The sequence below is a fragment of the Microcoleus sp. B5-D4 genome, from assembly GCF_036705145.1.
In the GTDB taxonomy this organism is placed as follows: domain Bacteria; phylum Cyanobacteriota; class Cyanobacteriia; order Cyanobacteriales; family Microcoleaceae; genus Microcoleus.
The window spans coordinates 1-22,100 of the sequence record NZ_JAUBTV010000035.1; the positions used below are offsets into that span (position 1 = coordinate 1).

The window sequence follows — 22,100 nt, forward strand, 5'->3', positions numbered from 1 at the left end:
AGCGGCGATGAATGATGACTATATGATGCAGATTCTCAAGTGCTTGTGTCAAGCCTGATTAAGATGCTCTTACCCTGTGGCGATAATGATGAGCCAAAAAAGTTTTCTCTTGAACATTTTAGATATTAGTTATTAGTTGATCTCACGTTCTTGCCCTAAAACACTAAGAAACCAGGTTTCTTAGGAAAACCAGGTTCTTAAAGTTATGAAACAATAATCAGTGTGGCGTCAAGCCATGATGAAAACCAGTTAAAAGGATAGCCTATTCAGCTTTTTGAGCTTGAGCGCGTTGCTTTTTGAACATAGCACCAAAACTAACAGCGGCTCCAGCAGCAAGCATTGTTAAAGGTTCAGGAGTAGCTTCAGTTTCACCTATTACTTTAAAGTCAGGGCCATTATCCGGTGAGCCGAGGGTGCTGACTTGGATAGCGCCGATCGGGCCGCTCACTCCCAAATCTGCTAAGCTAACGCCCCATGCGCCTACTTTGTGAGTAGTGTCAATTTCTTGGGTGTTAATACTGTATCCAGCCTGTCCCCAACTGCCGGAATTAAGATTCAGGAGCTTTCCAATCGTGTTTCCCATAGCATCCAAAGCTTGAACTCTGATGGTGCTATTCATACCCCGTTCCCAGAAAAACAAGTTCCCTACTGCTTTAGTAAACGATAAGTTAAGTTTAAACGAACCCGCATCTTCAGTGTCAATGATGTTGTTAAGGTTGTTGTTACCCAGGTAAGCAGCCATTTCGCCGCCAGTTGGGTTCTTAATTCCCGATACATCTACTGCTTGTCCATTTACTATTGGGGAGCTGGCTTTATCGCCTTTATCTGTACTGGCTGCACCGCTGTTGTCGTTATTTTTTGTCTTATCTTCAGGGTTGCTCGTTTGTTTCTTTGGGTCTAAACCACTTTTGATCGGCGTGTTGTTGATGATCTTTACAGCGTTGACGAAGGCAAAATCGCTAGTTGTTTTACCGCCGTATGTAACTGACTTTAGCCAAATATCGCTTTTAGCATCGGGAACGCCGGAAGTGGTCAAGTTAGTTGTAAAATTAAAGGCTTTAGCTGGTGATTGAACTGCAATCATGCCTAAAGTGGCAGCAAGAGTAGCCAAGGTGGGGAATAGTTTGGTATTCATGGCAATTACTTCTCAGTGAGTGACGATTCGCTATATCTTGATTATGTACTACTTTTGGATGATTGTTACCCTAGAGGTCAGTTTTAGTAGAATCTTCATAAATGCTTTACGGCTACTTCACACTAGCCAGGTTCAGGCTCTTAGTTCGTAAGGATTCAGGTCATGTGAAAAGCAGTAAAACTTATACGGTGTAACCATTTGATCGAATAATCCTCAAATATCCATTCTTATTAAGAAACCCTGAAAGTTTTTATTGTCGGACCTATTGAGAATTAAGCTGTTGATTTAGCGAAAGTCTGTGGCAGGGTTTGACGTTAAGTTGACACGAAGAAGGGCAGTGCCGTTTCCCTACAGCGATCGATCGCTTGACGGGTGTACTTCATCAACGTGGAATCTGCTGTATCTCGATCGCCCTAAATCCCCCTGGTTGTAGGGAGACTTTGAGTGGCATCTTGTCCCCGGCTTATTAATACCATTTTTATAAAGATGTGCTATGGATGAAGTCTTAGCCCCCCCTTACTAAGGGGGGGTTGGGGGGGTAATATCTAGCGCTACTTTATGAAATTGGTATAAGGGCGGCTAGGGGGGATCTGATTCTATGCAGCCTCATAAAAAATTCGTATAACCGATATATAGCAGTTCTCAAAAAAGTGAGGTATGCCCGATGCCCGATGCCCTATGCCCTATGCCCTATGCCCTATGCCCAGTCGTACCTCATCTTTCTGAGAAAGGCTATATTACCTCAACTTTAAACTAATTAATTTGCCGAACTTTGACTAATTTTGCTATCTCGTTTCAACATAAATTGATAAAATATCCCAAACAAAATCACCGCAATCATTCCCACGACTAAAGAACCTTCACCCTCATGCCAATATTTAAACAAATCTAGGCGCTTAGATGCAACTAACAATGCCATTCCCGCCACTCGAAAAACATTAATAATAAAACCAAAAAGGACAGCGACACCTATTACCAAAGCCTTATTTTGTTTAGTAGGGAACATCACCAAACAAACTACAGCTAAACCTAATAAGTAATTCATTGCCTCTATACCCGAACAACCCCCATTTACCAACACCCTTCCTGTTGGCAAAGCAACATAATTACCGTCACGTGTTACATCAAAACCGACATACCACAAAGAATAATGAGCAAATTTAGCAGTAAGTGAGGTAACAAAATCCACGAAAGGTAACGTAAGGACACTGGGGGTGCCATGAAAAAATAGTATTACCAATTCACGCCAATATAGTTTTAAGTTATGAAAACCTACCGCAAGTAGGCTCAAACCTAAACCAGACAAAAAAGGTGCAAGTCTTAAAAAAGGATCGAATTTACTGGAAACCACAGCACTTTTAAATAAAATAAAAGCGATTAATAGCGTCCCTGCTATTCTCGATAATAGGTCACTTTGTATCTCACTCTTTTTGAGAATATCCTGGTTATCCCACAGCAGGGAACCCACAGCGCACCAAAAAACTATGCTCATCCAAAAATGAGCAACATCGTCCAGTTTCCACAGGAGTGTCATATTCAGAGTTACTAAAGCTGTGGCGATAATGATGAGCCAAAAAAGTTTTCTCTTGAACATTTTAGATATTAGTTATTAGTTGATTGAGGAGAGCCATACTTGGGACAGTTTTTGATTGCAAACCCTAGAATCAGGGTTTCCCGGCGATTCGGCAATCAAAGTACCCACGGAAAATCGAGGGTTTCAGAGTACGAACTAAAAACAGTCCAGACTATTGTTAGAGCATATCATAAAAATAGTACGGGATGTGGACAACTCAGTAGCTTGAACCCCTCCTACGGAAAGGACTCGGGGGATTTTAAAGGCCGTAAATTTTGGAGATGATGTTAGTAGACACTCTGGAATTTGATGGTGAGACTCAGATGCAACGCATAGCTCAGCATTAGGACACTTAGTAAAAAGACTGCTACTCGAAATGATTGGTTGGGTGCCTAGCACTTGCTTACTCAGCCCTGTAAGCAAAGACTAAAAAGCGAGTGAATTCAAGAAAAATTAAAAATAAGTAGCCTTAATGAGGCTGGGATTTCTTGAGAGGAGACGCAATAGGCACCGCGCACGGTGTGACACTGAGGTTCGAGTAAATACGGCTCAGCGAGTTAGAGTTCGAGCCATGCTCAATGGTGATTATCTGCTTTTCAAGAATCGAGCGTGTCTTTATAGCACAATACGGTTCAGTTAAGCTCGATCCCCCCTAACCCCCCTTCTCAAGTGGGGGACAAGAACTTACTCTTGCGTCCCCCTTCTTAAGGGGGATTTAGGGGGATCTCGCCCGGAATAAATAGTTTTAGCCCAACCGTATTGCTTTATAGCAATCCTCGCATCATTTGGGAATTTCTTACGGACTCCCAGCGGGTTGGGGGCAGGGTTGGGGTGGGGTAAAAAATTTACGACTCCTGCAAAGATTGCTATATATCGGAAATTCTTCAGAAACAGCCTTACGGTAGTTCTTAAATGCGCTGTTTAGGGGCGATTTGACGGGAGCATCTCAATGAAAGCAGCCAAGCTAGAAATTGGAGTTGGGAGTCAGAAGGAAGGAGCCAGAAGAAGTGTTTTTACAAATATGAGATGCTCGCTTGAGATAGGCTTCCAAGTCTGGGGTTTTCACGGTGGCGCGCTATCAGATACTCAGAAACCTGGTTTCACCAAGAAACCAGGTTTTTAGCTCGAACATACAATAATCAGTTTGGCATCAAGCCAGAATCGAAAACCAGTTCAAATGATTGCCTATTCAGCTTTTTGAGCCTGAGCGCGTTGCTTTTTGAACATAGTACCAAACCCAACAGCGGCTCCAGCAGCCAGCATTGTTAAAGGTTCAGGAGTAGCTTCAGTGTTGCTAGTGCCGATAGTGCTGCTGATGTAAGAATCGCTAGTGGACTGACCAGGAAGTTTAGGAAGACTCTGGACGTGCAAACCTAATTTTAAGGAACCCTTAGTCAACGCGGTAAGTACGTCACCATAATTTCCAGTAAATTGCAATCCCAACATTTCGCCACCTTGGATACCAAATGCATTACCATTACCAGTCGCGCTTGTGAATTCATAGTCTGAGACGAAGCCATTACCACCTTGAGGTAGCTGCCCGGCCTTAGCGTTACGATTAAACATTACTTTGGTAACATCGTTACCAACGTTAGTCACGGGATTAGACAGATAGTTATTATCATCAAAAAAAACTTGACGGATAAACATATTAGGGGCTGCGGCATTTCCAGAGTTGAAGATGTTAAAAAGAACTGATGTACCCTTGTCAATTACATCAAATTTGAAGTTGCTGTTATAGGCATCTCCCGGCGTATCCTTACCAGCGATATTATTAAAGCCAAAGGTGTAGGAAGAGTTAGGTGCAAAGCCGATGGCGGAGGCAGGTGCTGCGGAGACTGCACTAAGAGCGGCGACACCGGCAACAGCTAAAATAGATTTGACTAAGTTTAATGTGAATTTCATGGTTGACACCTTTATTGTTAAGTTGACTGGAAGCAGGTTTTTTTCCTTCACATATTCAATCTAAAGCAAAGCACAGGTGAATGCAAGTAGTTTTGATAAAGATTCGATGAAGATTGGGAATAAGCTGATTGGATTTAGGCAAAATGCCTAAATTGATGGCTTCTAGCTAGCTATTTCCTATGGCCTGCATCAAAAAATAGGGGTGCTGCCATCCGGATTTTCTTCCTGACTTTTCTCTCTTTCAAAAAGCTATAACCCACCTTCCTAAACAGGTGTGTCACACAGTATAATTACTGATAAAACTCTTTTTAACCTCTAAATTATGCCCTTAAAAAGTTTTTTATCCGTGAATGTACGGTAGAAAAGTTTAAGTGAGAGCTTGATTGCTCGGTAAAAATAAGTAAAAACCGATGGTGACAGGTGAAGCTGCGGAATCTGGGCTATAACTCAGGACAAAATCTTGGATCGTATTCGGTGCGTCGATTCTCGCTTTCGGATTCAGCAACCAGCGCCATTTAGACTTATATGTTGCACCATGATCAAGAACCGGCTCTGGGGCCCGTTCCACAAAGAATGAGTTTTCTTGTGGGGAGTAGGGGTTGGGCGGGAGATTCCGCCCAAAACAGGTTTATTGATGAGGGTGCAACATTTCAGTTTGGAGAGGAATGGTTTCGGTGCTCGTTATTATCTGTGACGCCGGAACTTTACCCGACTAAAGGGACGACTCGACTTTCTGCGACATAGTTTTCGGAACGCCTCTACCGTCAGGGCTGTTTCGGGGCAACCACGGGGAGTAGGGGTCGGATTGCCCCTACGGAAAACCAGCTTTTTGTACGGGTTGTGCCAAGAATGCCCACCCATCCAGGATTTGTTAGGCATTTGGTGGGATTGGGGCAGCCACGGGATTGGGGCAGTCACGGGATTGGGGCAACCACGGGGGGATTGCCCCTACAAGAGAATGAAACAGCCCTGCCCCTACCGTCTCACTCTTTTAAGATACAAGGGGCGGGTTTTTGGGATTGTCAATTATTGGCAGGTATTGTTGGTGAGGGGAGCCCGTACCATATTAGGGGTTATAGATCGGACATAATATGACAAGCTTAGCCAGCAAAAGCGAAAACAGGCCGAAAATTCGATCGACTGGTGGGCCTGGTGCGACGAAGCCTGAGAAAGGGCCCGGAGGGAAAATAAACCGATTTTTCTGTCTATTCGCTACTCTAGCGGCCACTGGTGTAGGGTGATGGAAGGTGAAGTATTTGGCGATCGGGCGATCGCAAGCTGTAAAATACCCTGAGCATCCTCTCAACCGTAAACTTGACTTATGTGAGTTTCATGAGTTGCCATAACGAGTTTCCGATAATTTCCGAAATTATTTCTCTCATACATATAACCGCAGTTAAACCGCAGGTAGGAATAGGTGGCGGATTTCAACACCCTTTTAAGAACAGGCAAGATGCCTGTTCCACAAAAGAGTCTACTTATTGTGGAACAGGCATCTTGCCTGTTCCCGATAAAGGTACAAAATACCAATAACTAACCCAAAGTATACATCCAGCCATCCCTGGCGCAAATTCTCACAATTCCGTCCCAAACTACAGGCGTCGCCTCAAATGACAAACCCGGCTTAAATCTCCCCGATTCTATTACTTTCAAACGGTAAAACTCCCCTTTAGCATTTTTCAAAGCATTCTGATCTCCCGACTTCGCTCGTTCCCAATTCAAATTGAACAAATAAACACCGTTGTATCCCGCACTGATCAGTTTATTGCCATCGGTAAAAATCGGAGTCGAAATTGAAGAACCAATCGCTTTTTTAAATACTATTACCGGAGTATCGTAAGACTGGTTTCGCCAAGGCACAAAAGTTTTTTTACCTGTAATCATATCTTGGGAACCGATGTACAAATTGCCGTCAAGTGCATTTGTGGCAAACAGCGCCGGAAACTCCCCTGAATTGTACTCGTCATTCAACGCCACCGAGCCAATTATCCCACCTTCCCAGCTAGAAAGTCGGCGATTTCCCGTCGGCAAAAACCATTCAACACTGGCATTCGGTTCCTTGTTGGGATTCAGCTTCAGCACTCCGCCGTTGCCCTGAATGTATTGTTTTTCAATGGCACAAAACAGTTTCCCTGATTTAGAAATTACAGCACTTCCATCCAAATCTGAACCAGTATAAAAATCCCAAACTATCTTTTTAGTTTCAATGCTAATACCGTAAATATGACCGGAACCAGCAGCTATGAAGATTCTATCTTTGAGTCTTGATGGCGATGATTCCGCTACCAAGTTGCCGCCGTGCTTTCGGATATCTGCTGCTGCATAAAGCTGTACTTCCGACAAGATACTTGGCTGCTTGATGCCTTGTTTGATTTTTGCATTGCTTGTGGAACTATCGAGAAAATAGCCGATCGCATTTTCCCCCGCATTGAACAAAACGCCACCGCCGATGTCCAAAGCACTGCTGTCATTATCCCGGCTGTAGCTAGGCGTTTTCCTGATGTCCAATTTCCAAAGTTCTTTGCCAGTTCTAAAAGATATTGCCCTAAAACTCGGCACGACACTTTTGCCACCACCGCCGCTGCGGCTGCCTTGCAAAATCACAATTCTGTTTTCGGCGCTCGCTTTTTGATCGATATAAATCGTTGATGATCCTTTGATCACATCATCAAATTTATAGCGCCAAACTTCTTTATTAGTAGCAATATCTATTTTTCGCAAATTGTGGTCATAAGCACCTATAATTAAATAAGTTTTCCCCCCGTCTCTGGTAATTGTCGGCTGTCCTGTCCAACCGGCACCGCTCCAAACTACAGACCGCCTTCCCAGAAAAGTCCGGCCGCCGCCTAGTTGAAATTTGTCGATTAACTTCAAGCTTTTCGGAACACCTCTGCCGTAGAACCGACGCTTGTCGTTACCTAAAAAGGTCGGGACTAATAATTCTATTTCTGGGTCTGCTTTAGCCAGAAGATTGTTAAGATTAGTTTCTAATAAAGCTTGCTCCGAGGATTCAGTTTGGCTCAGTTTGAGAACAGCAGGAGGAACAGCAGCACTCAGCAAAAATTGTCCTAGGTGTTGATTGAAGGTTCTCCGAGATGATAAGCTCATATTAGATCGAGATAATCAGCCATAATATTAAAACATAATTATCAGCAACAACTCAACTAAAACATCTCGCGCTAAACTGCTATAGGACTGACAAGCTTACCCAGCACGAGTAAAAGTATATTTGATTATGGTCAACCGTCTTGCTCAATCCCAAAGCCTTTACCTGCGGAAACACGCCGAAAATCCGATCGACTGGTGGCCGTGGTGCGACGAAGCCCTAGAAACGGCCCGAAGCGAAAATAAACCGATTTTCCTGTCAATTGGCTACTCTAGCTGCCACTGGTGTACGGTGATGGAAGGGGAAGCATTTTCCGATCGCGCGATCGCCGAATACATGAATTCGCATTTTATACCGATAAAAGTCGATCGTGAAGAACGCCCGGATATCGACAGCATTTATATGCAAACCTTGCAAATGATGACCGGTCAAGGCGGTTGGCCACTCAACGTTTTCCTCACTCCAGACGAGCGAGTTCCCTTCTACGGAGGCACTTATTTCCCTGTAGAACCGCGCTACGGACGGCCGGGATTTTTAGAAGTTTTGCAAGCAATTCGCCGCTTTTACGACACAGAAAAAGGCAAAGTAGAAGCCTTCAAAGCAGAAATTTTAAGCAACCTCCAACAGTCGGCAGCGCTGTCAGGAGTAACTGCCGAATTAAATCGCCAAATCTTCCAAAAAGGCTTAGAAATCAACACCGGAATTATTGCGGGCAGCAACCCCGGCCCCAGTTTTCCGATGATACCTTATGCTGAGCTAGCACTGCGGGGAACGCGATTTAATTTTGAATCAAAATACGACAGCAAACAAGTCTGCACTCAGCGCGGATTAGACTTAGCATTGGGCGGCATTTACGACCACGTAGGAGGCGGATTTCACCGCTATACGGTTGATGCTACTTGGACTGTGCCACACTTTGAAAAAATGCTCTACGACAACGGTCAAATTGTTGAGTATTTAGCAAATTTGTGGAGCGCGGGAATACAAGAACCGGCTTTTGAAACTGCGATCGCGGGGACAGTAGAATGGTTGAAGCGAGAAATGATTGCGCCGACAGGCTATTTTTATGCTGCACAGGATGCGGACAGCTTTACCCCCCCAACCCCCCCTTACCAAGGGGGGGCAGAAAATTCAACCCCCCCTTATCAAGGGGAAACAGAAAATTCAACCCCCCCTTATCAAGGGGAAACAGAAAATTCAACCCCCCCTTACCAAGGGGGGGCAGAAAATTCAACCCCCCCTTACCAAGGGGGGGCAGAAAATTCAACCTCCCCTTACCAAGGGGGGGCAACGGGGGGGTCAGAACCGGAAGAAGGAGCATTTTATGTCTGGACTTATGCGGAACTGGAAAAACTATTAACTGCTGAGGAATTGGCAGAAATTAAAGCACAGTTTACTGTTAGTCGCAACGGCAATTTTGAAGGCAAGAATGTATTGCAGCGCCGCCATCCGGGAAAACTGAGCGACACGGTAGAAACGGCTTTGGCTAAACTCTTTCAAGTTCGCTACGGTGGCAATCCCGATACTGTAAAAACCTTTCCGCCAGCGCGCAACAATCAAGAAGCTAAAAACGACAGTTGGCCGGGTAGAATTCCCGCAGTTACTGACACGAAAATGATTGCTGCTTGGAATAGCTTAATGATTTCGGGTTTAGCCCGCGCTGCCGCTGTTTTTGGAAATTTGGAATATCTGGAATTAGCTGTGAAAGCAACTAATTTTATTTTAGACAATCAGTGGACGGATGGGCGGTTTCAGCGGCTGAATTATGACGGACAATCTGCTGTAACCGCGCAGTCGGAAGATTATGCTTTGTTTGTGAAAGCTTTGTTGGATTTGCATCAAGCGAGTTTGACTTTAGGCAATGGGGAAGAGGCAAAACAGTTGCCGAATTCTCAGTTTTGGTTGGAGAAAGCTGTGCAGGTGCAAGAAGAGTTTGATGAGTTTTTGTGGAGTGTGGAATTGGGAGGATATTACAATACTGCTAAGGATGCTAGCGGAGATTTGTTGGTGCGGGAACGCAGCTATATAGACAATGCAACTCCGGCGGCGAATGGAATTGCGATCGCCTCTTTGGTTCGCCTCGCGCTGTTGGGCCCGAATTTGGAATATCTCGATCGCGCGGAGCAAGGTCTGCAAGCTTTCAGCAGTATTGTACAAGATGCTCCGCAAGCTTGTCCGAGTCTACTTTCGGCGATCGACTGGTATCAGCATTCTACCCTGATTCGCACGACTCCCGACCAGATTTCGGGGTTGATTTCGCAGTATTATCCGACTGCTGTCTGTCAGATTGAGGCTGATTTGCCTGAAGGTGTTATCGGGTTAGTTTGCGAGTGTTTGACTTGCAAGGAACCTGCGAAAAGTCAAGAGCGACTGTTGGAGGAAATTTTGCACAGTCAAACGCGAGTTTAGCACCAATACTGTCTATATTATTGAACCGCGAAGACGCGAAGGAAGAAGGAGGAAGCAGAAGGAAGAAGTAGATTATCTCCTACCGGGAAGGAAGTACATCTTCAATCGGCTCCTCAATCTTCCAAAGAATCTCCGTGGCTTCAGCCCGCTTGAGTGTCAAACAATGTAGATACTTTCCGGCGGCACGGCAACTCGAACGCTGTCGCCGACTTTGTGCCGCTGCAAGTCATCTCTGTGCAAGTTTTGTCGGCGAAGGGCGATCGAACTTTTAGCAGTCAACCGCACCGTATAGCGCGTATCAGTGCCAATATAAATAGCCTCTTCTACTATGGCGGGCCAGCTATTTTCAACATCATAATTAGCCGGATAAATAGCAGCTTTTTCTGGTCGCAACACCAGGGTAACAACTTTCCCAGCGGGCATATCTTCTGCTGTCGCAACTAACACGGGCAACTCCTGGTCAACCAACACGATTATTTTACCGTTTTGCTTTTCTACTACTCGACCACTTAAAAAATTGCTGTCGCCAATAAAATCAGCAACAAACCTCGTTTTAGGATATTCATAAATATCAACAGGCGTGCCGACTTGTTGCAGTTTTCCTCCATCCATCACTGCAATTCTGTCCGACATCGTTAGGGCTTCTTCCTGATCGTGAGTTACATAAATAAACGTAATTCCCAATTTTCGCTGCATTTTTTTCAATTCTAATTGCATCTCTTTACGCAATTTTAAATCCAGCGCTCCTAAAGGTTCATCCAACAGCAAAACAGACGGCTGTTTGACTAATGCTCTTGCTAATGCTACTCGCTGCTGCTGTCCCCCTGACAGTTGGCGGGGATAGCGTTTTTCTACCTCGGTTAACTGTACTAATGCTAAGGCTTCCGCAACGCGATCGCGAATTGTTTGCTGAGGCAAATTCTCCATTTCCAACCCAAAAGCGGCATTTTGTGCTACTGTCATGTGCGGAAATAAAGCATAGTTTTGAAATACCGTATTTACTGGGCGGTGAAATGGCGGGCGATTTTGCATCGGTTGGCCGTGAATGTAAATTTCGCCCGCTGTGGGAATTTCAAAACCAGCGATCATTCGCAAAGTTGTAGTTTTGCCGCAGCCGGAAGGGCCTAGTAAAGAAAAGAATTCTCGATCGTAAATTTGCAGGTTGATGTTATCTACAGCTAAGAAATCTTGACTGCGGGCACTTTTAAATACTTTGGAAACTTCTAAAACTTCGACAGAGTGCATTGTGTTAGTATTTGTGAGTAATAAAAATCTGAGTTCGAGTCCTGATATCTTGCACCATTCTCAATTACTTGTTTAGGAACGGGCAAGATGCCCGTTCCACAAAACTTAATTTTCTTGTGGAACGGGCATCTTGCCCGTTCTTGACGAGGGTGCAACTCCCCTGCAAACTCAAAACTTAAGTGAACCAGCCCCCGCAGAAACCTGTGTTATATCTACTTTCCAGCCCCTGCTTTAACTTCCGTCCAAGCTTTATCATACAATGCAGTTGCTTTCCCGACATCCTGCAATAATTTCATTTTGTCAAACACCTCAGCCGGGGGGTAAATTTGAGGATTTTTAAAATCTTTCGGGTCGATTAAACCTTGATCGATTGCTGCTTTGTTGGGCGATCCGAAGTGGGTAAAATTGGAAATTTGGGCGCCGACTTCTGGCTGCAAAATAAAGTTAATAAATTTCTCCGCTAACTCTTTGTGGGCCGCACCTTTGGGAATAGCCATGTTGTCCGAAAAAATGATTGTTCCTTCTTTGGGAATAGCGTAACGGATATTAGGATTTTCTGTCATCACTTGGAAAATATCACCGCTCCATTCCATTGCCAAATTTACTTCTCCTTGATCTAGCATATTTTGCCCGGTGTCGGGGACAAAAGCTGCAATAATATTTTTACTTTTAATTAGCAAATCGCGGGCTTTGTTAATCTCTTCGGTATTGGTTGTATTTGGGTCAAATCCTAAATACATTAAAACTCCTGCAAATGTGTATCTGGCATCGTCTTGCCACGCGACTTTTCCGGTATATTTTGGGTCAAACATCGCCGCCCAACTGTTGATATCGCCCTTGGTTTCTTTCAGGTTGTAGCCAATTCCCATCGTTCCCCACTGGTAGGGCAGGGAATATTTATTTCCCGGATCAAAAGCTTGATTGATAAACTTAGGATCGAGGTTTTTTTGGTTGGGAATATTGTTTAAATTCAGCGGCTCAATTAGATTTTCTGCGGTCATGATTTTCACCATGTAATCGGCAGGAAATATTAAGTCGTAACCGGGGTTTCCCTGTTTGAGTTTGGCATAGAGTGCGTCGCTGTTCTCGAAAGTGTCGTATTGAATTTTAACATTGTTCTCTTTCTCGAATTGGGCGATCGCTTCTGGGGCGATATAACTTGCATAATTGTAAATGCTGAGCACTTGCTGCTGGTTGCCACCTGTGGGGCTACAGCCGAAAGCCACGGTTGCACTCATCACAAACAAAAGTAGGAAAGTCAGCAGGCGTTTCATAGGTTGTGTTAGTTGCAGACGACAATAATTATGACACAGAAAGCAATTTTTTTAACTTTTCTGAACTTTTAACGATGATACAACCAGCAACAAGGAAGCCAACAACATCAAAGTTGAAATGGCATTAATCGCTGGCGTAACTGCAAATTTTATCATGCCATAAACAAATAATGGCAGCGTCATCGAACCGACACCCGTGGTAAAAAATGTCACGACAAAATCGTCTAGCGACAGAGTAAAAGCCAGCAGTGCCGCGCTGAAAATAGCGGGCCAAATCAGAGGGAGAGTGATGCGCCAAAAAGCCCGCCATTCGTTAGCGCCTAAGTCAAAAGCTGCTTGTTCTAATTGGGGATCTAGTTCCGCCAAACGCGCCCTGACAGTAATAGTCACAAAGGAAATATTAAAGACAATGTGACCTATAATTACGGTAGGTAAGCCGAGATTCAGGCGAATTCCTGTAAGATTTTCTACGATCCGAAATACTAGGGTAAAGAAAACTAGCAGCGAAATGCCGATCGTAATTTCGGGCATGATAATCGGCAAAAACAGTAAAGCTTCTACAGCTTTGCGCCCCGGAAAATGAAAGCGTTCGAGTGCTAGGGCGAGCATTGTACCAAAAATTGTCGCTAACACCGTCGAAATAGCTGCAATTAGCAAGCTGTTGTTGAGTGCTGTCCAGATTCCGGCGCTGCTACTCGTAGCAATCGTCGCGCCTGCATTGCTAAACAAACTGCGGTACCAATCGAGGGTAAAACCGCGCCAAACGGCATTGAATCTGGAGGCGTTAAAGGAGTAAATAATTAAGATGAGAATTGGCAAGTAAAGAAAGGCAAATGCTAGTGCAGCTTGTACCCAAAGCCACTTTTTGCCGATCGCCCGCACGAGTAAATCTATTTTTGTTTTAGTCATTAGTCATTAGTCATTAGTCATTAGCGCATCTTACCCTAAATTTAGATCGGTCAAGGTGATAAGATCGAATTAGACCTTACTCGAGGGAAGACCCATGAGCAGTCAAGAAAAAGCGGCTGGTTGGCTCCATAGCTTGGATCGCCTTGTCAGAGTTCGCAACGAGATAGCAGCTTTGTTGGAGGATATCGCCCAAAATCTCACCCAAGCTGAATCACAAGCAGAAAATACATCTGGAAAACTAGGACTCTCTAAAGAGATTGAACGTCTCATCCAGCAAAGTAAAAATTTGCGCCAAGGAGTCTTTCGGTTTTTAGTATTAGGGGATATGAAGCGGGGAAAAAGTACATTTCTCAATGCTTTGCTAGGGCAGAATTTACTTCCCAGTGATGTCACTCCCTGTACTGCTTTGTTAACGGTGCTGACATACGGTACTGCAGAGAAAGCGACGATTTACTATAACGATAGCAAACAACCAGAAGAAATAGATTTTCAGCAGTTTAAGCAGCGCTATACAATTGATCCAGAAGAAGCAAAAATTCTAGAGCGGGGTAAACAGCTAGCTTTTCCAGATATCAGTCATGCGGTGGTAGAGCATCCGCTACCGCTGCTAGCCAAAGGTATCGAATTTGTGGACAGCCCGGGACTGAATGATACGGAAGCGCGAAACCAGCTTACTCTCGACTATATCTATAACTGTCACGCCATACTTTTTGTGTTGAGTGCGTCTCAACCTTGCACATTGGAGGAACGCCGCTATCTCCAGAATTACCTGAAAGACCGAGGTTTAACTATCTTCTTCATAGTCAATTCTTGGGATAGAATTCGAGAGGGACTTTTCGATCCAGAAGACACTGAGGCACTGCAAGTAGCCGAGGACAAACTGCGTCGAGTTTTCCAGACTAATCTGAGTGAATATTGTCAGGATCGGGGTCGGGATATTTATCAGCAGCGAGTATTTGAGATTTCTGCTCTCAATGCCTTGCGTAGTCGTTTGAAAAACTCAGAAGCTACTTTAGAAGGCACGGGCTTTGTCGAGTTTCTGGCGGCTCTCAATCATTTTCTGACTGGGGAACGAGCTGCTGCTGAACGGGAACAAGCAAGAGCGATCGCCCTTCAAGCTTGCAATCGCTTTCAAGCAGCAATCTCCCGCCGCATTCCTTTGTTAGATGAAACTGTCGATCAATTGAAAGAGAAAATTGATTCGATTCAGTCGGACTTCGCAAACTTGTCGAAAATTGGTAATCAATTCCAGCAAGAAATTAGAACAGTCCGCGAGCGAACTTCCCAAGAAATAGGCGATTCTTTCCGTACCTATATCCTGGATTTAGAGAACACCTTTGAAAAGGATTTTTTAAGCACTCAGCCCGATTTAGATTTCATGCAATTTCTCGACAAAAACAACCGGGCAATGTTCTATACCTCATTCAAACGTGCTTTCGAGCGATATATGAACGATCGCCTCGCTGCTTGGGAATTCATCGCCAAACAGAAGATAGCCTCTGCTTTCTCTGAACTTGAGGAAAAAGCAGCCGATTCTCGAATTGAATATGAACGAGTAGTAGAGGCTATGAATAAGAAGCTGTTAGGCTACCGATTCTACGCCGTCGGACATAGCTACAAGCATGAAGAAAACTCGACTTGGGCTGAGGTGGCAATAGATATGTTTTCCTCGATTCCCGACAACCTCAACAGAGGTATTCATTCTTTCAATATGTTTTGGCAGAGTGTCTTGGCTTGTGTCATGGTGACGCTGGTGCTAAATATTATCGGTGTAGTTTTTGCCTCTTTAACTCTTTCAGTTTTGGGTGGAATTCTGGTAGTTACAGGTGTTGTAGCATTGCAAGCGGAGTATGTTCGCCAACAGTTCATTTCTGCGACTAAGAAAGAGTTTGTCAAATATCTGCCACAAATCGCTGAAGAACAGTCGCAATATATTTATCAAGCAGTCAGGAAATGTTTTGAGACTTACGAAGAACAGGTGTGCGATCGCGTGAATGCTGATATCAATTCTCGCAAAGCCGAGTTAGATAGTTTGCTCGCTCAAAAACAATCGCGAGAAATTGACATACTCGCTGAAACTAAACGTCTAAAAGACTTGGAAGCCAATATTTTGTCTCAATTGCAGCAAATTGAGTTGGTAGGTGGATTTCTTTAGCTAAAATCCAAGTAAGCTGAAGTGCATTTAAATTGTAGAGTCAAATTTAAGAAAAGTCTTGTGGGGTGGGCCAGAAAGCCCGCCCAAAAAATACAATTTAGATGCCCAACAGCTTAAGGTGCCCATTTCGCACCTTACTATTGGGTTTCGTCAGACACGCGGAAGTAAATTAACACAGGAATCAATATGATTACCGTCAACAGCATAGAAAGCGCCGATCCAAAAGGCCAATCGCGAGCTTTCATAAACTGATTTTGAATCAAATTTCCCACCATAACTGTTTTAGAACCGCCCAATATATCCGGTGTGATGAAAGCGCCGACTGCTGGAACAAAAACTAAAATAGATCCTGCAACAATACCGCGAGTTGTTAATGGTAAAAATACCCGCCAGAAAGTACGAATATCATTTGCCCCTAAATCTTGAGCGGCTTCTACCAATGAAAAATTGAAGCGTTCTATGCTAGAATATAAAGGCAGAACCATGAAAGGTAAATAGCCGTAAATAAGACCGATCGCCACAGCGAAAGGCGTAAAAAGCAAGTTTAACGGTTCGCTAATAATTTGCAAGCTTTGCAAGGCTGTGTTAACTACTCCTTCGCTACGCAGGAGTATGATCCAAGCGTAGGTTCTCACTAAAAAGTTAGTCCAAAATGGAATAATTACCAGCAAAAGCAAAGCATTTCGCCAGCGAGGAGAACGGGTGGCGATGAAGAATGCTAGGGGATAGCCAACTAACAAGCAAGCGGCAGTTGTTAGAAAAGCCAGCCAGAGCGATCGCCCAATTACTCCTAAGAAAAGTCCACTGAACAAACGCTGGTAGTTGCTGAGAGTAAATATCCAAGTAACACCGCCGTAAGTACCGCGTTCTAAGAAACTGTACAACAGTACAATTAGCACGGGCAAAATGAAGAAAACCATCAGCCATGCGGTAGCGGGAAATAAGAGCAGCAACAGGTTAGTTTGCTGGCGGTTTTTGACACTCATTATTCACTCAAGCGAAATTTAGCACATAATGCAACACATTTTATATCAAATCCGCATTTTATGAATTATGTCATCATTAATAAATTATCAAGAGGTACGCAATGTCAGCAGAATCGTCAACCCCCAAAATAGTCGTCGTCGGTGCAGGATGGGCCGGTTTAGGCGCTACCTATCACCTAGCCCAGCAAGGCTATGATGTCACCCTGCTAGAAGCAGGCCCTTATCCGGGTGGCTTAGTTGCAGGGTGGAAAACCGCTGGCGGGCGTTCCGTAGAAGCAGGCATTCATGGCTTCTGGTATCCCTACAAAAACATCTTTTCCTTAGTCAAGGAATTAGGACTCGATCCCTTCACGCCTTGGACTCGTTCTTGTCAGTATTCACCCGCCGGATTGGAAGTAGAATCGCCGATTTTTCAGGACGAACCGCGCCTTCCTACACCGTTAGGAACCTTTCTTTATACCAGATTTAAAAGACTGCCATTAGTCGATCGGCTTTCCGCCTTACCCTTACTCTACGCCGTCCTAGATTTCGACAATTCCGACGAAGCTTGGCGCAGGTACGATCGCGTCACAGCCCGCGAACTATTCAAACAGTTTGGCGTTTCTGCAAGACTGTACCGCGATGCTTTTGAGCCTATGTTATTAGTAGGTTTATTTGCACCAGGAGAACAATGTTCGGCCGCCGCCGCTTTGGGAATGCTCTATTATTTTATCTTAGCACACCAACCAGATTTTGATGTAGTTTGGTGTCGCGGCACAGTAGGAGAAAAAATCTTTCGCCCCTGGGTCGAACGCATTGAAAAACTCGGTGCAAAAGTATTGACAAAGCAGCGAGTTACTGATTTAAGAGTTGACAGCAACAACCGAGCAACAGGCGTTGTTTGTGGCGGCGAAGAAACTTTCGAGGCAGATGCAGTTATTTTTGCAGTTGGTGTCACGGGAATGCAAAAAATTATCAGCAGCAGCCCAGCTTTGCAAAGTCGCCAAGAGTTTCGGGACGCGATGAATTTGGGTGCAGTTGACGTGTTAGCTGTTCGCCTGTGGTTTGACAGAAAAATTGACATTCCGCTGCCTTCTAATGCCTGTTTTGGATTTAGTTCAACTACAGGTTGGACGTTTTTTGATTTGAATGCTTTGCACGACGAATTTCGAGACGAACCGGGAACAGTTGTCGAAGCTGACTTTTATCACGCAAATCAATTAATTCCTCTAAAAGATGAGGAAATAGTTTCCTTAGTTCAGCGGGATTTAGCGACTTGCATCCCCGCTTTTCGGGAGGCAAAAGTAATTGACAGCAGCGCGATTCGGCTGTCGCGGGCGGTGACGCATTTTGCCCCTGGCAGCTATCAGTATTTGTTGCCGGCGGTAACAAGTTATGATAATGTATTTATGAGTGGCGATTGGGTTGTCACCCGTCACGGTTCTTGGTCGCAGGAAAAAGCTTATGTTACTGGTTTGGAAGCGGCAAATTTGGTAATTTCGCGTTTCGGAATCGGAAACAAAGCGGCAATTATTCCCGTGGAAGCTGACGAACCGCACATTCAAATCGGGAGAAAGATTAATCAGTTTACTCGCACTTTGACTAAAACTTTCATTCCCGATTTTTGGCTACCATAAGAAGAAGGAAATTCTGCAAAGCATTTAACAGATATCTTGCACCATTCTCAATTAGCCGTAGGGGCGGGTTCGCCAACAGCCTTAAAGCTTGCAAATAGGTTCTATAAACCCGCCCGACCCCACTGAGATGTTGCACCATTCTCAATAAGCTTTTTATGAACAGGCAAGATGCCTGTTCCACAAGAAAATTCACTCTTTGTGGAACGCAAGATGCCTGTTCCACAAGAAAATTCACTCTTTGTGGAACAGGCATCTTGCCTGTTCTTGAGAATGGTGCAAGATGTGAGATTTAACAGATGTTAGGAAGAAGGGGGATTCCCGTCTGGTTAGCTAAGAGGCCGATCGCACTAAAATGACTGTACAGTCGCACCCGCGCGCCACAGCTTCCGGGATGTTCCCGTGAATCACCTGCTTCAGCAGCCCTTCACGGCTCGCTCCCAGGACGATCGCATCGCACTGATCGTTCTGAGCCAAATCAATTAAAGCATCAGAAACCGATTTAGCGCAAACCGAAGTCGCTATTATCGAACAGCTAACCCGGCGCTTGATAAACTCCGCTGCTTGCTTTAATTCTCCGCGATCGGGTTCTGCAACAGAAGGCTGGTGAACCTGACACAATTTAATCTCCGGTACAGCACTCGCAGCCACCAAAGCCGGTAGCAACCGCAAAGCCGCAGCTTGCTTGTAACTGCCCCGAATAGGCACCAACCAGCGGTGCAAACCCATCAGCGTGTGCAGTCCCAATTCTGGGGCTGGAATGTCAGAATTCGGCGGGGAAAGTTCAGTCTCTGGAGTCGCTGATGAATCTGAGGATATCGCCAATGGGGGATTATCTGCGCCCTCAACTTTTTCCGGCTTTAACTCCCATTCGATAGAGGTATATTTCCGCCCGCTGAAAGCGGCGGAAAACTCATTTTTCTGACGTGTTGCTAATAGTTTTTCGCTCCATTTAACCAAAATTACCTCGCAGCCTGCTTGCCGAATTACGGTATCGACCACATCGCCAAAAATGCGTTCTTTTGTGGATAATTCGCCTTGCCAGCCCATCAAAATCAAATCGATATGTCGCTCCTTAATTGTCTCCAAAATCGCGTTAGGCACGTCGTGAGCTACCCGTATTTGGGTGTGTACTGGCAAGTTCAAATTGCGAATTATTCGTTCGGCTTGTTGCAGCAGGCGGCGGCTTTTGGTTGTCCGCACTGCGCTTTCGGAGGGGGAACTGTTGCGCGGTACTAAGATGATTTGCAGGCATTCTAATTCGTAATTACGATCGCGCGCAATCGCCGCCGCCAGCCGCAGCAAAGCGGGTGCTGTTTGGGGATTGGAAAGCGGCACTAATAAGCGGCCGTTTCCGACTTGCGGAGCCCTGGTTTGATAGACAACATAGGAAGGTTCTGGATGCGGGCCCTGGGTTGTTTCTCCGCTGAGGCGATCGGATTCAACTCGGATAATGTCGCTGCGGGTAATAATTCCCACCAAACGCCGGCCTTCTATGACTGGCAAACGGCTGATATTGTAGTTGTTGAGCCTGTACAATACCTCGCTTAAAGTATCCCTTGCTTTGACTGCGATCGGCTGTACAGTCATAAATTCTTTGAGCAGGGAGTTGCCGGACAAATTGCGATCGCTGGCATTTGCCAAATCGGTTTGACTGACAATTCCGACTAATTTGCCATCTTCAACTACTGGAAATCCTCGGTGGTGCGATCGCGAAAAAGCCTGCATCACTTCATCGAAAGTCAGCAGACTCGAAAGAGTTTCAACTCGGCGCTGCATCACGTCATCTGCGTGCAAGTCGCTCAAAGTATTGCTCGCCGCTTTTGCCTTTGTCAGTTGAATGCCGTTAAACTCCAAAAGGCGATCGTAAAAAGAGCCACTGTCCACCTTTTCCGCCACCAAATAAGCAACTACAGAACAGATCATCAAAGGCAGCACTAATTTGAAATCTGCCGTAATTTCAAACACAATTACTACCGCAGTAATCGGCGCCCTAGAAACCGCACAAAAAAACGCTCCCATTCCCGCCAAAGCGTAAGTTACCGGCAAACCGACACCCAGGGAATCTGCCTGCACAATTCCCACCATGTGACCGAGTGCAGAACCCATAACTAGGGCTGGGGAAAACAATCCTCCCGGAGCTCCAGAAGCAGCAGAAATAATTGTCAGAAAAAAGTGAGCTATAAAGGCAATTAAACTCGTTATGCCGCTTGCTTCGCCTGTCAGCATAAACTCCCGCAAACCCGTATTATCGCGGAAAGTTGCTGGAAGAAAAGCTATTACTGAACCGCAGATTAGACCAGCTAGAGCCATTCGCACAGGCAAAGCTAATTTGAGCGATCGCCTGTTAAATTGCAAGCTAGCCATAATCCCTTTGGTGAACAAAGCTCCCAGCCATCCCGCTAAAACTCCTAATAGTATATAAAACGGGATTTCCTGAGCATCAAAACTGGTTTGGTACGCGCGAAGGTTCAAACTTAAACTATCGCCGCCCAAAAGCTGCGAGACAACTGCACCGATAAATGAAGCGATAATTGCAGTCCCTAAAGTCAATCCCGAAACGTCGTGCAGGAGTTCTTCAACTACAAACAAAACTCCTGCAATGGGAGCATTGAAACCTGCAGCCAATCCTGCAGCAGCACCGCAAGCAATCAATTGTCGGCGGTAGTCTGGGGAAGTCGGCATCAAGTGACCTATCCAGCCAGCCAAAGATGCTCCTATTTGCACAGTAGGGCCTTGCCTGCCTAAAGTTAAACCGGAACCAACTGCTAAAATAGTGGTCAGAAGTTTGGCGACAGCTACTCGCAAATCTAAGGAAAGATTGACTCCGCCGAGAGCAGCTTTGACGTGAGGAATGCCGCTGCCTGCAGTTTCGGGAGCCAAACGCTCAACCAAGAAACCAGTCAGCAACCCGCCGCATAAACCGACGCTGGGCAGTAATATCCAAGCTGGGATTACTGTCGAGGTAGCAACTCGCCAACTGCCCAGCCATCCGACTCCTGATTTGAGCAAAACCCCAGCGAGTCCTGAAATTAAACCGATCAGACAAGCTTCAAAAATGGCTAGGCGTTTTGGTCGTAAAAAAAGTTGAGATTTGATGACCCTGGAAGGTTCCCTAAATTGTTTAGGGATAGTTATGTACGGCATAAATAGCGTAGATGACCTGAGAATTGTCTGCTCGCACTTTATCGAAAAATTGTTCGACTTGGCAAAATATAACTAATTTTTAACCGGATGTTCACGCAGATTAACCCTGATTAATTCTATATGTTTATAGAACCAATTTGATATATTGCCAGCGATCGCTCATAGCAGTCGAATATCTCACAGCAGTCCATTTACCATAACAAGTACGGAAGAACTACTTCCCTGATTTGTTGAGACTCACTTTGCTGAGGATTCTTTCGCCCATTTGACCTCTTCAATTCCTGTTACACAACACCCCTCAAAAGTCAACCCTCAACCGCCCTCATCGCCAAAGATCCGACTTTTCCGACTTATCCGACTGGAAGATCCGACTTTTCCGACTTCTACAAACAGCCACCGACAGAAATAATTGAGATAGCGAAACTCAACCTGCGATCGCTTGGGTTCTATATGCAGTTGGATATTTGTGAACTTTAACAGGTAATTTTTATGTCTGGTAAATTACTGGAGCGATCGCCACCAATCTATGACAACATCTATCTGAGGGGAGATGCGGGGAGAAGGCGATCTCATCTAATGGCAGATGAGATCGCCTTCTCCTCATACCCGATCGCTTTCAGAAGCAGTTAAGAAAATTATCAGG

General features: G+C 45.0%; 16 protein-coding genes and 1 pseudogene. 7 read left to right on the forward strand and 10 right to left on the reverse strand.

Annotated elements, in window-relative coordinates; translation table 11 throughout:
* Nucleotides 1-262 precede the first annotated feature (262 nt).
* Entirely contained in the window at nucleotides 263-1,135 is an 873-nt protein-coding gene (locus QUB10_RS17335; protein ID WP_333203964.1) for an exosortase-dependent surface protein XDP2, read from the reverse strand.
* Nucleotides 1,136-1,892: 757 nt separating this feature from the next.
* Entirely contained in the window at nucleotides 1,893-2,729 is an 837-nt protein-coding gene (crtA, locus tag QUB10_RS17340; RefSeq protein ID WP_333203966.1) for a cyanoexosortase A, read from the reverse strand.
* A 928-nt stretch (nucleotides 2,730-3,657) separates the two neighbouring features.
* Here crtA and QUB10_RS17345 point away from each other — a divergent pair.
* A complete protein-coding gene (locus QUB10_RS17345; protein WP_333203968.1) occupies nucleotides 3,658-3,831 on the forward strand; it encodes a hypothetical protein in 174 nt (57 codons plus the stop codon).
* 62 nt (nucleotides 3,832-3,893) lie between these two features.
* On the opposite strand, the gene QUB10_RS17350 is transcribed toward QUB10_RS17345, so the two are convergent.
* Nucleotides 3,894-4,613 (reverse strand): PEP-CTERM sorting domain-containing protein, encoded by a 720-nt coding sequence (locus QUB10_RS17350; RefSeq protein WP_333203970.1) that lies wholly within the window; start codon nucleotides 4,611-4,613, stop codon nucleotides 3,894-3,896.
* Nucleotides 4,614-5,793: 1,180 nt separating this feature from the next.
* On the opposite strand from QUB10_RS17350, the pseudogene QUB10_RS34275 reads away from it, so the two are divergent.
* Together QUB10_RS34275 and QUB10_RS17355 are read left to right on the forward strand one after the other, a co-directional pair.
* Nucleotides 5,794-5,907 (forward strand): annotated as a pseudogene (locus tag QUB10_RS34275) (DUF255 domain-containing protein); the annotation flags it as partial.
* 38 nt (nucleotides 5,908-5,945) lie between these two features.
* On the forward strand, nucleotides 5,946-6,146 hold the full coding sequence (locus QUB10_RS17355) for a hypothetical protein (protein ID WP_333203972.1): 201 nt from the start codon (nucleotides 5,946-5,948) through the stop codon (nucleotides 6,144-6,146).
* Here QUB10_RS17355 and QUB10_RS17360 read toward each other — a convergent pair whose 3' ends face one another.
* The gene (locus QUB10_RS17360) at nucleotides 6,147-7,721 is read right to left on the reverse strand and encodes an outer membrane protein assembly factor BamB family protein (protein WP_333203974.1); all 1,575 of its coding nucleotides are present in this window, start codon (nucleotides 7,719-7,721) and stop codon (nucleotides 6,147-6,149) included.
* Nucleotides 7,722-7,848: 127 nt separating this feature from the next.
* Between QUB10_RS17360 and QUB10_RS17365 the strand changes: the two genes are divergently transcribed.
* A complete protein-coding gene (locus QUB10_RS17365) occupies nucleotides 7,849-10,128 on the forward strand; it encodes a DUF255 domain-containing protein (protein ID WP_333203976.1) in 2,280 nt (759 codons plus the stop codon).
* A gap of 156 nt (nucleotides 10,129-10,284) precedes the next feature.
* Here the strand turns inward: QUB10_RS17365 and QUB10_RS17370 are convergent, their stop codons facing one another.
* The 3 genes from QUB10_RS17370 to QUB10_RS17380 all read right to left on the reverse strand — a co-directional run bounded on the left by QUB10_RS17370 (nucleotide 10,285) and on the right by QUB10_RS17380 (nucleotide 13,556).
* Complete coding sequence (locus QUB10_RS17370; protein WP_333203977.1) at nucleotides 10,285-11,373, reverse strand: ABC transporter ATP-binding protein; 1,089 nt, start codon at nucleotides 11,371-11,373, stop codon at nucleotides 10,285-10,287.
* A gap of 212 nt (nucleotides 11,374-11,585) precedes the next feature.
* A complete protein-coding gene (locus QUB10_RS17375; protein ID WP_333203980.1) occupies nucleotides 11,586-12,647 on the reverse strand; it encodes a spermidine/putrescine ABC transporter substrate-binding protein in 1,062 nt (353 codons plus the stop codon).
* 51 nt (nucleotides 12,648-12,698) lie between these two features.
* A complete protein-coding gene (locus tag QUB10_RS17380; RefSeq protein ID WP_333203982.1) occupies nucleotides 12,699-13,556 on the reverse strand; it encodes an ABC transporter permease in 858 nt (285 codons plus the stop codon).
* A 94-nt stretch (nucleotides 13,557-13,650) separates the two neighbouring features.
* Here QUB10_RS17380 and QUB10_RS17385 point away from each other — a divergent pair, with 94 nt between their 5' ends.
* A complete protein-coding gene (locus QUB10_RS17385; protein ID WP_333203984.1) occupies nucleotides 13,651-15,711 on the forward strand; it encodes a dynamin family protein in 2,061 nt (686 codons plus the stop codon).
* A 137-nt stretch (nucleotides 15,712-15,848) separates the two neighbouring features.
* On the opposite strand, the gene QUB10_RS17390 is transcribed toward QUB10_RS17385, so the two are convergent.
* Nucleotides 15,849-16,697 carry an ABC transporter permease gene (locus tag QUB10_RS17390; RefSeq protein WP_333150991.1) on the reverse strand — a complete coding sequence of 283 codons (849 nt, stop codon included), beginning with the start codon at nucleotides 16,695-16,697 and terminating at the stop codon, nucleotides 15,849-15,851.
* A gap of 101 nt (nucleotides 16,698-16,798) precedes the next feature.
* Here QUB10_RS17390 and QUB10_RS17395 point away from each other — a divergent pair, with 101 nt between their 5' ends.
* Nucleotides 16,799-18,313: an FAD-dependent oxidoreductase gene (locus QUB10_RS17395; protein WP_333203986.1), complete on the forward strand. Its 1,515-nt coding sequence runs from the start codon at nucleotides 16,799-16,801 to the stop codon at nucleotides 18,311-18,313.
* Here QUB10_RS17395 and QUB10_RS17400 read toward each other — a convergent pair.
* Both QUB10_RS17400 and QUB10_RS17405 read right to left on the reverse strand, forming a co-directional pair.
* Nucleotides 18,288-18,566 (reverse strand): hypothetical protein, encoded by a 279-nt coding sequence (locus tag QUB10_RS17400; RefSeq protein WP_333203988.1) that lies wholly within the window; start codon nucleotides 18,564-18,566, stop codon nucleotides 18,288-18,290. The two genes, QUB10_RS17395 and QUB10_RS17400, sit on opposite strands and share 26 nt — an antisense overlap.
* Nucleotides 18,567-18,643: 77 nt before the next feature.
* Nucleotides 18,644-21,457: a chloride channel protein gene (locus QUB10_RS17405; RefSeq protein WP_333203990.1), complete on the reverse strand. Its 2,814-nt coding sequence runs from the start codon at nucleotides 21,455-21,457 to the stop codon at nucleotides 18,644-18,646.
* 489 nt (nucleotides 21,458-21,946) lie between these two features.
* On the opposite strand from QUB10_RS17405, the gene QUB10_RS17410 reads away from it, so the two are divergent.
* Complete coding sequence (locus QUB10_RS17410; RefSeq protein WP_333203992.1) at nucleotides 21,947-22,087, forward strand: hypothetical protein; 141 nt, start codon at nucleotides 21,947-21,949, stop codon at nucleotides 22,085-22,087.
* Nucleotides 22,088-22,100: the final 13 nt, after the last annotated feature.